Origin of the sequence: Kordiimonas sp. (assembly GCF_048264555.1) — a bacterium.
Lineage (GTDB): Bacteria > Pseudomonadota > Alphaproteobacteria > Sphingomonadales > Kordiimonadaceae > Kordiimonas.
The window spans coordinates 100039-111884 of sequence record NZ_JBLXCX010000008.1; the positions used below are offsets into that span (position 1 = coordinate 100039).

The 11846-nt window shown below is 49.0% G+C and carries 9 protein-coding genes and 1 pseudogene; 4 read left to right on the plus strand and 6 right to left on the minus strand.

Features of this window, described 5'->3' with window-relative positions; translation table 11 throughout:
- Positions 1 to 130: 130 nt before the first annotated feature.
- Positions 131 to 1330, plus strand: a complete 1200-nt coding sequence (locus ACN0XZ_RS17145; RefSeq protein WP_417459024.1) for a CaiB/BaiF CoA transferase family protein — start codon at positions 131 to 133, stop codon at positions 1328 to 1330.
- Positions 1331 to 1366: 36 nt separating this feature from the next.
- Here ACN0XZ_RS17145 and ACN0XZ_RS17150 read toward each other — a convergent pair whose 3' ends face one another.
- From ACN0XZ_RS17150 to ACN0XZ_RS17165, 4 genes are all read right to left on the minus strand, one after another.
- Complete coding sequence (locus ACN0XZ_RS17150; protein ID WP_417459025.1) at positions 1367 to 1903, minus strand: cupin domain-containing protein; 537 nt, start codon at positions 1901 to 1903, stop codon at positions 1367 to 1369.
- A gap of 44 nt (positions 1904 to 1947) precedes the next feature.
- Positions 1948 to 2817, minus strand: coding sequence for an SDR family NAD(P)-dependent oxidoreductase (locus ACN0XZ_RS17155; RefSeq protein ID WP_417459026.1), 870 nt, complete (start codon positions 2815 to 2817; stop codon positions 1948 to 1950).
- Between the two features lie 148 nt (positions 2818 to 2965).
- Positions 2966 to 4045, minus strand: a complete 1080-nt coding sequence (locus ACN0XZ_RS17160; protein ID WP_417459027.1) for an alkene reductase — start codon at positions 4043 to 4045, stop codon at positions 2966 to 2968.
- Between the two features lie 176 nt (positions 4046 to 4221).
- Entirely contained in the window at positions 4222 to 5007 is a 786-nt protein-coding gene (locus ACN0XZ_RS17165) for an SDR family NAD(P)-dependent oxidoreductase (protein WP_417459028.1), read from the minus strand.
- Positions 5008 to 5188: 181 nt separating this feature from the next.
- Between ACN0XZ_RS17165 and ACN0XZ_RS17170 the strand changes: the two genes are divergently transcribed.
- From ACN0XZ_RS17170 to ACN0XZ_RS17180, 3 genes are all read left to right on the plus strand, one after another.
- Positions 5189 to 6214, plus strand: a complete 1026-nt coding sequence (locus tag ACN0XZ_RS17170) for a helix-turn-helix domain-containing protein (RefSeq protein ID WP_417459029.1) — start codon at positions 5189 to 5191, stop codon at positions 6212 to 6214.
- A 140-nt stretch (positions 6215 to 6354) separates the two neighbouring features.
- Entirely contained in the window at positions 6355 to 8757 is a 2403-nt protein-coding gene (locus ACN0XZ_RS17175) for a TonB-dependent receptor (RefSeq protein WP_417459030.1), read from the plus strand.
- A gap of 22 nt (positions 8758 to 8779) precedes the next feature.
- Entirely contained in the window at positions 8780 to 9937 is a 1158-nt protein-coding gene (locus ACN0XZ_RS17180; protein ID WP_417459031.1) for a serine hydrolase domain-containing protein, read from the plus strand.
- A 436-nt stretch (positions 9938 to 10373) separates the two neighbouring features.
- Here the strand turns inward: ACN0XZ_RS17180 and ACN0XZ_RS17185 are convergent.
- Positions 10374 to 10995, minus strand: a pseudogene (locus tag ACN0XZ_RS17185) (IS3 family transposase); the annotation flags it as partial.
- Positions 10996 to 11094: 99 nt separating this feature from the next.
- The coding region (locus tag ACN0XZ_RS17190) for a hypothetical protein (protein WP_417459032.1) at positions 11095 to 11846 on the minus strand (752 nt) is incomplete at its 5' end.

An 11846-nucleotide genomic window follows, 5' to 3' on the forward strand; every position in this document is an offset into this window, starting at 1 on the left:
GCCTGCTTCCACCTGCGAGACCATATAGTAGCTGTTCCAAAAAGCCCGATGTATCGTGTCGCTGATGCCCCTTTTTTGGGTGGAAGAACCTAATCATGCTGCATGTTAGAAGGCGTATGGAGGTAATATAATGCAAGATATTCATGGAGGCCGACAATTGCCGTTAGCAGGCGTGCGAGTTCTTGACTTTGGTCGTTATATCGCAGGCCCCTATTGTGCAGCTTTGTTTGCGGACTTTGGCGCTGAGGTCATTCGCGTCGAAAAGCGATCTGGTAGCGAAGATCGTCATGTCACGCCAGTATCAGAGAAAGGGGCTGGCGCCCTGTTTTTGCAGATGAACCGTAATAAACGATCGATCGCCATTGATCCAAAATCCAAGGGAGGTCGCGACATTGTTCGCAAGCTTGTTGCGACGGCTGATATCGTCGTTGCAAATCTGCCAGGACCGACACTTAAAAAAATGGGTCTATCTTATGAACAACTTTGCGAGGTGAATGCTGGAATTATTTTGACGACGGTCTCGACATTTGGGGATCATGGCGAGTGGAGTGACCGCGTTGGTTTTGATAGCATTGCTCAGGCGATGAGCGGTGCAGCTTATCTAAGCGGTGATGAGACACCGTCGCGAAGCCAGGCTTCATGGGTCGATTTTGGTACGGCACTGCATTGTGCCTTTGGGACCGTTGTAGCGTTGATGGAGCGAAATCGTACAGGTAAAGGCCAGAAGGTTTCAGGCAATTTGTTGTCTACTGCAATGACGATGATGAATGCACAGCAAATAGAGCAGGACCTTATCGCGCCCAATCGCCCTCCTCTGGGTAATGCTGCGGCTGGAGCTGCGCCTATCGGAACCTTTAGGGCCCGCGATGGTTGGATTTCCTGTCACGTAGTCGGGCAGCCGATATTCGAACGTTTAGCACTGGCTCTTGGGCGCGAAGATTGGCTTAAGGATCCGCGTTTTGTGTCTGATCCCACACGAGGTGAAAACCGAGAGTCACTCCTCGCTTATATGGGCAATTGGTGCGCAGAGCGAACTCGTGATGAAATTTTGGATCTGTTCGCGGAAGCACGAATTCCCGCAGGCCCTGTATTGACCCCTCAAGAGGCACTTGATCATCCGCAGACAAGTGCACTTGGCTTGCTACAATCAGTGGAATATGGAGATTTGCACAAACCCGCTAAAATTGCACGGGCGCCCGTTTGGCTTTCGGCACATGAGGCTGAATTGCGGTCGCCCCCACAACTTGGCGAGGATACCGAAAATATCCTGAGTTCGCTGGGTTTCTCTTCAGCTGATATGGAAGAGTTACGTCGAGGTGGTGCGATTTAACTGAAATTCGATGCGTAAAGTATTATTTTTCGGTGTTTATGGCCTAGATACTTTGCGGCCAATCAGGAGTGCAAGAAAAAGTGCAGGGCCATCATGAGCAACCCACGCATGTGAGGTTCCTCTCTGAATGACAACTTGCCCTACAGATAGTTCAGTTTCGCAATCGTCTAGAATCAAGGATGCTTTTCCCGAAAGAAGGCACACGACGTCGAAAGATTCAGTTTGATGCATGGATGGATTGCGTTTTTGATCGGTGAGATTATTTTCTGCGCCGATCTCACGGAAAAAATTACGAAACGCACTTCGGGTGCGTCCCGGATCATCTGCCTCACGCAATGGGTTTACAACGAACCAGCGCACCTTGAGTACCCCCTCGGGGGGGGAAAGCGTTGGGGCATCTTCGAAATGGCGGTCTGTATCTTGATCTTGCGGCGTCAACATTTGAGTAAGATTCTCCGTCCATATTTCATGTATGCCGCTTCTGTTTGTACCGCCGAGTTCAAATCCTGAGGGGGCGTCCAGAATGATCGTTGAACGACCCGCGTTGGTTTCGCCTGTAACAATCCGGCGCATGGCAGTGTCAAAATCTAATGGAGTCATGTTGCACCTATATTCGCCTAACTTAGCTTTCGGACGTCCCGAGGGCGACCTGTCAAACCGTATGTGATGCCTGCGTAGTCAGGTTTAGTCTTGGCGCCAGGTAGAGGGTGCATCCGCAGTAATCCATTAGCGAGATACCCTCCGTCGACTGCAATCGACTCCCCTGTAACGAAGGAGCTTTCTTCGCTAGCCAAGAAAACGAGGGTATTCGCAACATGTTCAGGTTGGCCGCGTTCCGGCCAAGGCTGTACAATTCTCATTGTAGTTTCGGCCAGTTCGTCCCGGCCTTGGTGCATTAGCTTTGTAAAGATTATTCCTGGAGAAACGGCATTGACACGAATTTTATGCTCAGCGAGTTCAGCCGCCGCGTTTTTTGTGAAACTTAAAACGGCCGCTTTCGTTGCTGAATAGGCCGTCGGAGGGACGCCACTTGAGAGACCGGCAATTGAGGCTGTGTTAATTATTGATCCTCCACCTAATGTCATCATTATTTTAGCTGCATGCTTTACGCCAAGGAAAACGCCTCTCATCATGACCGCGAAGGTGGCATCCCAGTGATCCACTTCTGTTTCGACAATTGGGCCAATAGCACCGCCGATCCCAGCATTGTTGAAAACAACATCTAAGCTTCCGAACACGTCAAGCGCCCTTCCCATGAGGGCTTTGACATCCCCTTCTTGTGACACATCGGCTCGCATGACCTGAACGGCATCACCATGACCGTCGGAACGTAGTTTTTCGATTGTGCTTGCTGCTGCCTCTTCGTTGTAGTCGCCAATTAAAACATTTGCGCCTTCTGCGAGAAAGCGATGAGCCGTTGCCAAACCTATACCGCTAGACCCGCCGGTTATGACTGCTGTTCTTCCGCTAAGGCGACCACTGCCCATTTCTCTTCCCCTTTTTCACTCATGCCAAACGATCAAAGTTGGCGTTTAGACGTGGCTTGCCAAATGCAAACCTGTTCCAAATTAAAAATAGAAGAACATTTATTTGCGAAAAGGGCGGCTAGCACCTGCTTCTGGCGGTCTTTATAGGTCAAGACAAAGCGGAGTAGTCGATATATCCTTGCTCGGTCTGTCCATAAAATGTGGACCGATCATATGGGGTTAAGGGGCTGTCTTCTGACAATTTTTTGGGTAGGTCAGGGTTGGAAATAAAGTCTCGACCAAAAGAGATCGCGTCTGCAAGACCCGTGTTAAGGTGAGCTTGTGCCGAGGTCTTGTCTAGATCTGAATTTAGAACGAGCGGCGCTGTAAATTGTTCACGAATAAATGGGGTTATAGGTTCGTGATCAGCCTTCCAAAGTGAGCCATCTTTAGGTGACTCGCGGACCTCCAGAAAGGCAATGCCTAGTTTGTCAAGCATGGCACCTACAGCGGAAAACAAGGGTACCGGATTGCTGTCATTTACGCCAAGTGAGTCGCCGTTAGGGGAGAGGCGGACTGAAGTCCGTTCCGCTCCGGCTTCGTTAATTGCAATTTTTGTTATGTCGTGCAGAAGGCGGATACGGTTTTCAATAGAACCGCCATAATCGTCGGTTCTAAAATTTGCATTGTTACGCAAGAATTGGTCAATGAGATAACCATTCGCAGCGTGAATCTGAACACCATCAAAGCCTGCGAAGAGTGAATTTTGTACCGCGCGTCTATAATCATCCGAGAGCGGACCGATGATTTCTTCAAGCTCTAAGGGGCGAGCTGTTGCATATGCAGCCCGGCCTTCATATGTATGTGCCCGTCCCGGCGCGAGTGTGGCTGAGGATGATACAGGCCTGGCACCTTGGACATAGTGGGGGTGCACTACTCGACCCATGTGCCATAGTTGCGCTACTATACGCCCTCCTTTGTCATGGACGGCATCCGTGACTTTCCGCCACCCATCGATTTGCTCTCCGTTCCAAATGCCGGTTGCATATGGCCATCCAAGACCTTGTTGTGAGACACCAATAGCTTCCGAAATAATAAGGCCAGCGGTCGCTCTTTGAGCATAATAAGTAGCCATTATTTCCGTGGGTACATGTTCGCGTGTACCGCGAGTTCGCGTTAGTGGCGCCATAAGAATACGGTTCGGACATTGAAGAAGTCCTAATTGTATGGGATCAAACAAACTCGGCATATGCGTCTCTTAGTTAACCCTATTTTCTATGTTAAAATGGTAACTAAGTTTCTTTAACGATAGCCAAAAAGAAATACGAGGGCGGTAGAGCCCAATAAGGACCGGACAATACCGCCATCGCGCGACAACGATCTGAGGTTTCATCGTGCTATGAGATAAAGGGTGAATAACCCAAGCTAGCGCGTATGTCCGTCAGAAATCGACCAACCTCCATCGACGGGCATGGCAATGCCTGTGATAAAGGCGGCTTCATCACTTAACAAAAATGCGACCGTCGCGGCTTGTTCACTGGTCGTGCCAAATCGGTTTAGCAGCGTTCTTTGCATCAGGTTTTGAACCGCATCTTCATAAGCTTTCTGGCCTATTTGTTCACGCATCTGATCAAACATTGTTGTTTTTACAGGGCCAGGACAGAGCGAGTTAACTCGAATGTTGTTAGCGGCATAGTCCATCGCAGCATGTTGAGTGAGAGATATAATGGCGGCTTTCGTCATGCCATACAGGGCATGGTGACGATTGGGAACGATGCCAGCCATTGATGACACATTCAGGATCGCTCCGCCGCCGCGCTCACGCATTGTCGCATAAACCAACTGCATCCCGTACCAGACGGGCTTCAGATTGATGGCAATCATTTTATCAAAGTCATCAGAGTTTACTTTATCAAACCTTTGCATAGGCCCGCCCACGCCAGCATTATTTATCAGACCGTCTAGACCGCCAAAGGTATCAATGGCGCGATCAACTATGGCTTTTATATTTCCAAGCTCTGCAACGCTGCCGGTCACTGTTTCGCAACGCCGCCCTATATTCTTTATTTCCGAGCGAAGCGAAGAAAGACCTTCTTCTGAAAGATCCAGTGCAGCTATATCAGCGCCTTCGCTGGCGAGGCGCAGGGCACTCTCCCGCCCAATGCCACTGGCAGCCCCAGTAATGGCGATAACTTTACCTTTAAAACGCATAATACCTCCGGCAGTTTTATGTTTTTTGCATTTTGATCATAAGTGGTGAACCTTAGTAAGGCTTAAGGTAGTGTCCAGTATTGTCTTCGTCTATATCTTTATGTATATTGGTGGGAAATGAGATAAAGCTGATTTAAAATAATACTTTACAGATTTTATTTTTTTTTGAGGGGGAGGGAAAATGTCGAATTCAGACAATCCGGATTTACGGCCAACGGGCATGACGTTGCGCGATGTCCGTCTATATTTAAGCGCTGATGGTGGCTCCGAGCGCGATACGGATTTGTATCTGGAACATAACGGTATCGACCTTGCTAAATTATCAAATGAAGAGATTATTCCACTTGATGTGTGTTGGCGGATTTTTCAGGAACATGCTGCGATTATTGGTGACGAAATGCATGGAGTGGGACGCCGTCGTCAGAAACCTGGCGTTACCAGTCTGCTCATTGCCCGTATGCTCCTTTGTGACACATTGCAGGAAGCGCTCAAGGCTTATTGCGCAGCGGTTGAACTGATTGTCCCTGGATTGGAAGTGGCTCTTACAAAGAGGGGCGAAAGTATTTCATTGCGCTGGTGGTTCACGGAAGGTGAGGGCGAAGTTCAAAATATTGCCCTTGAAAGTACCGCAGTTGTCTACTTTGCAATATTTTCTTGGCTTGTTGATCATCAGGTGCCTGTATTGAGGGTTCGCGGCCCTGAGGCGCGAAATGAGTCTGGTTCTACGCAGCTTCGGGCCTTAAGGGCTCCGGTTGTGTATTCTGGAGATGATTTGGAAGTCTGGATATCACTTAAAGCTGCGCAAAGCCGAATTATCCAGGACGACCTGCGCCTTTGGCAAGATGGTGTGTATAAGTTACTTTGTTCTGCCGTTCTTCGCCCATATGAAGAAGACATGGTTGGACAGTTTACCAAACAGGTTCGGTCCGCGCTGCTACAAGGGTTGGGACAAAAGCAAATTGCTGCCCAGTGGGGGCTCTCGACAAAGACGATTGCCCGTCGTCTTTTGCAGGAAGGATATTCTTTTCGTCGTTTGCGGGACGAAATTCGTATGGAGAAGGCGGCCTCTCTAATCCATGCAGGGTTAAGTGTAGAGGAAATCGGATATCTCGTCGGATATGAGGATCCTAGAAGCTTTCGGAGGGCTTTTGTGAGGTGGTTTGGACTTAGTCCTTCCGTTTACCGCAGTCACAAAAAAAACTCCTAGGCGTCCGATATTACCCGCTTTGATGCGAGCGATAAGACCCTAGAAAATACGGTTCGTTGGCCACCTACTTATAACTTACAAGTTCGCTCGGAGGCCATTTGGTTTTCCGGTCGTGCATATAGCTAGCTGGGAGGTATGCCGTGGTTTCAACGATTAAAGCGAAGAGCGTGCAAAGCAAGACGCGATTAGGTTGGAAATATCGTAATTCTATTACGCGAGGAGTTTCCATTACAACGCTGATGGCGACATTAGCAGTAAACCCATCGATGGCTCAGGATGTAGACGGGGAGGCTAAGGCCAACGAACTGATTCTCGAGGAAATAGTAGTTACGGCCCGATTCCGTAAGGAAACTGTACAAAAGATCGGCGGCAGTATTTCCGCATATGATGGGAAGGCTCTCGCTAGAGCAGGTGCTTCGGATTTTGAAGATATCGCGGCGCTCACGGCTGGGCTAAATCTCAATGATAGAGGCCCTAACCAAAATGATGTAAGTATTCGAGGCATATCAAATGGCGCTCTTCAAGGTCTTGCTGATACCGGACTCTCAGGGCCATTGATCAGTCAGTTCCTCGACGACATACCTGTCTCATCGTCGACAGCGAGCCAAAAAGATTTTAATTATTTTGATTTTGAACGGGTAGAGGTCTTGCGTGGACCCCAGCCTACTTTCTTTGGGGAAGGATCTGTTGGTGGCACAATCCGATACGCAACTCGCGATCCGGATCTTCACGGTGACCCCATCTCGGACAGTATAGCTAAAATGGGCGTCTCATTTACCAAGGATGGGGGAACAAACTATTCAGCATCTGCGGCGACATCAGTAGTTTTGGTTCCAGAAAAGTTCGCAGTAAGAGGTGTGCTTAACTATCGCGATGACGATGGTTTTATTGATAACACGGCATTGGGAACCGATGACGTAAATGACTACGAATCTCTTAGTGGGCGCATAATAACCCTAGCTAAACCAACTGACACACTGTCCATTCGACTGATGGGTTTCTGGGGAAGTGATGATATTGGAGAGAACAATGCAGTAGCAGCGCCACCGGCATTGCCTGATGATCTATCATTCAATTTGCCAGTTGACGGGAAAAATAAAGATAAATTCCAATTATATTCTGGTAAGGTCGAACATGATGCAGGGCAGGTTTCAATAACTTCCATAACGGGTCTTTTTAAACGGCAATCAGATACCGAGTTTTTCTGTGGATCGTGTGTTGCATTTGGCCTTTTCTTGCCTAAACCAATTGTCCCAATATCTGCGCAGGGCAATAAAGACCGCAGTTTCACGCAAGAGTTTCGAGTTGTTTCGCAATTTGAAGGGCCGCTTAGCTTCATAGCCGGGCTATACTATCAAGATACGAAACTTACCTCCAAGGTTACGAGCACTGCGGACGGTTTTGGAGCTTTTGTTGCCTTACCTGCAGGTAGCGACATTCTATTCGAACAGTTCAATCTGATTGAGTCAGAACAGTATTCTGCATTTGGCGAAGTCACATATGAAATATCTGATCAGCTAAGTTTGACTGGTGGCGTCCGATACGTCAGCGAAAAGATTATCAATACTACAACACTTTCGACACTAGCGTTAGGCGGAGGTGTCATAGGGTTTGAACCGCCTTTCGTGTTGGCCAACCTCACTGATTTTGTGACGGGTGCAGGCTTGTCCAACACGGGCAAATTTAAATTAGATAAATTCCTGCCTAGGGCAGCTATTGAATACGAAGTCACAGATAATGCTATGATTTATGCCGTGGTATCGACGGGAGTTCGCAACGGCAACCTTAACCCATCTTCCTCCGCATTCTTTGCATCAGGTGGCGATCCCGTTGCTTTTGCTGATTTTCGAGAGTTTTCTGATGATGAAGTATTCAGCATTGAAGGTGGTGTCAAATCTAACTGGCTCGGTGGCGCCATGACAACCAATTTCGCTGTTTATCATACCTCATTCGAAAACATGCAGGTTGAGGTGTCGGTGCCATTCACCGCAATCGATAACGCTCCGGATATGGATGTCTTCGGCATTGAAGCAGAAACTGCATGGCGTGTTAATGAGTACATTGATGTTTATTTCAATGGTGCATATCAAAATGCAGAGTTTCAGGATAACAAATTACTTGCACCCGCCACGCTTAGCGTTGGTATTCCGTTTGATTTACGCAAAGGCAATCGACCCGCGAATTCTCCTGAATGGTCATTCTCGACTGGCGCTAACGGAGCATTCCCTTTGAAAGACTCCCTGTCGTTGATCGGGCACGTGGGCTATAGCCACACTGGTTCACGTTTCTCCACCGTAACAAATGTTCCATCAAGCAAGATGGAGCCCCTTGATATACTGAACTTGCGACTGGGCCTTGAAGGGGAGAGCTGGTCTTTGGTCTTTTTTGTGTCGAATCTGACTAACGATGTTGAATTCGTTTCAATCGCAGGCAGCCTTGGTTTGCCAGTTCTTACACCTAGTGGTGAGCTTGACTTTATCCCAACGGATGTTGCGGTAAATCGGCCACGTACGATTGGTTTAGAAACGACCTTCCGATTTTAGCAAGAAAGTGAGTGTAAATCCTATGCCAAATGAACGTCAAATCTCCGACACCCCTATACATGGGGACTGCCTAGAACAGTTTTCAGGAGTTTTAGAAGCGTTTACCGCGAACTTTAGAGAGTTTGATGAGATTGGTGCGTCGGTCTGTGTTTATCTAAATGGCAAGAAGGTTGTGGATCTTTGGGGCGGCTATGCTGATGCCAATCGGACTCGTCTCTGGGCCGAAGATACCCTTGTGAATGTCTGGTCAACTACGAAAGGTATTATGTCGCTTTGTATCGCGCGATTGAACGATCAGGGTTTGCTGAAAAATGATAGCCCGGTTGCAGATTACTGGCCTGAATTTGGTGCTCACGGGAAGGAAGCCGTAACAGTAGCTCAACTTTTTTCTCATCAGGCTGGCTTGTGTGGTCTATCACAACCAGTTTCCGAGGATACTCTCTTGAATACTGACGCTCTTGCGGATTTGTTGGCTGCTGAGCCGCCGCATTGGCCGATTGGAACACAGTCTGGATATCATGCTCTTTCGATTGGGCCATTGGCGGATGGACTGGTCAAACGTGTAACGGGCATGACGGTCGGAGAATATTTCCGTAAGGAAATTGCCGAGCCTGCTGGGGTAGATTTTCATATGGGGCTATCAAGCAAGGAGTGCGCGCGTGTTGCGGAGATTGTCCATGATGGTAAGCCTCTGAATGGAGGCCCTGAGACCTATAACGAATACCAGCATCTAGCACTTACCAATTTGCCGAGCCACCCTGAACTTGCAAACTTGAATACGTGGCGTGCACAAGGTATGCCGTCGGCAGGAGGGCAGGGGAATGCGCGCAGTATAGCAGCCATTTATGGTGCGCTTGCTGGCAGCCGAATACTAAATGGAGTCGAATTGGTCAGTGAAAAAGCACTTAATGCAGCGACCGCAATTCAGATAGAGGGTGAGGACTTAGTCCTGCGCTTTCCAGTGTGTTGGGGTGTTGGTTTCGCCATGAATAAAGGGATGTACGCCTACGGACCGCACGATACCACATTTGGGCATCATGGATGGGGCGGCTCGTTCGGATTTGCCGACCCTGAATATGGACTTGGAGTCGGCTATGCAATGAACTATATGCGCGAAGCGGATGGTGCGCCAGATCCGCGGGCTGTGGCTCTCCTTGAATCAATTTTTGCGTCGATATGATCAGAGGCTTTTATTCCACCGGCAATAATCTAGCCTCGTATGAGCCCACGTTGATAATACAGGACCAATTGGAAGCAGGATTTATCTCAAAAAGTGGACATGGGTTGACGCTCTCCCCCGGATTTGGGCCAGGTCCTTTGTTAGGAGCTTTCAAGAGTAACGGTACAGCTCACGACCTAACCGGCTAACAATGGTATGCGGGCCGAAAGGCAAGCTTCTAAAATAACCAAGAAAGCGGAAGACTAGATTGGTGCGATCTCTATTCCGCTTTCGAGGGCCCTGCTTCTTGACTGGCTCCCCTCCGTGTTCAGGAAGCAGGGCCCTCGAAACAGTGACAAGGCCCTCTCCTTGGAGCAATTACACCTGTGTTTTTCTACCACCTAACTAATTTCATCTTGCTTTGAACTGCCATTGAGTGTGTTTAAATGCCTGACGAATCCACGACCCTGTCCTGACACCAGCGCAGGATCGCATTCGAGGTCATCTCTGACTAGGGTCCGAGGCTTGTCACGCTCAGCAATCAGCATGTCCAGCTCCCATGCTAGACGGACGCCTGAGAGCGATGTATCCGCCACAAGCGCCAGGCATTCCCGGCTATGGTCGTCGACGATGCACAGAATGCGGAACCGACGCCCATCCTCAAAGCTGTCGCTGACAAAATCCAAAGACCAGCGTTCGTTGGGAACGGACGGTACCGCCAACGGTGCCCGAGTGCCAACTGTCGGCTTGCGACCGCCACGCTTCCTGACCTGCAGGCCTTCTTCCTAGTACAGGCGCCGAAGCCTCTTGTGGTTGAGGTGATAGCCCTCCCGCTCCAAAAGGATATGCAGCCGCCTGTAGCCAAATCGCCGTCGTTCACAGCTCAGTTCCTTCAGGCGTTCGCGGATGCCCCGGTCGTCTGGTCGACGGGACCGGTAACGAACCATACATCGGTCGGCACCGACAACTCTGCACGCCCGCCGCTCGCTCACCTGAAAATGATCCCGAAGGTGAACGACCGCTTCGCGCTTCACAGCGGGCGTCCCCATTTTTTTTGATGCCACATCCTTGAGCATGGCAATTGACCTGAGCCCTTTAAAACCAGCCAATTAAAAGTAGAGTCCGTCATATAGGAGACGGACGATGAAGAAGAGCAGGTTCAGCCCAACATGCCGCCTTTAGTATTTTGTCGCCAGTTTTTTCAATGCCTCTAGTTCCTTACGAGTGACCAGCGTTTTACCTGGAGGCGAAGCTTCTTTCACTCTACCATCGACATTGACCAATAAAAATCGCTGCAACTCTCTCTCATCCTCTAATCTCTTAACCAAGGACACAAGATCTTGTGCGTCTTGGCATGTTATGTGAGAACCGATATTAGCTGAGTTGTAAGGGCTGGAAGCTCCAGAAAGCTCGTCGAGGGTGAGTTTTAGGCTGGGATAGTTTTGCAGTTGCTGCTTGAGTAACCGCAGTTCCCTTCGAGCGGTATCCCCTTCGTGAATTGCAAATCTTAGCAATTGTTGATCTTCCATGGACTCGATACTGTTAAGGGCCCGATCAATAGCCTGCTTGGTTGGAGGGGAGCTAATAGGCGTTTGTGATGGTTCAGTTCTCTCTTTTTCCCTGAGTTCGATATATTTCATCAATTCGGGATTTCGGTTTAGCGTGGAGCGGCTTGGTCCGATGTGTCCCATCACGCTATTGATTTGAGACACTGTGTTTGAGTTTATTTTACCGGAAAAGTGTTTGTTCTTGCCGAAATATTGGACATAAATCTGGCGAGCGCGGCCGTCGGCAATTGCATCACAAATTTCCTTTAGCCCCTCAATGGCCGACCGCTTATGTTGGAAATGAGGGTGTTCCCCGTCAGGTCCTATGGCACAGAATTGATGTTGTGAATAAGTGAGTGTTTTGGTTTCATCGTAGTGACGTA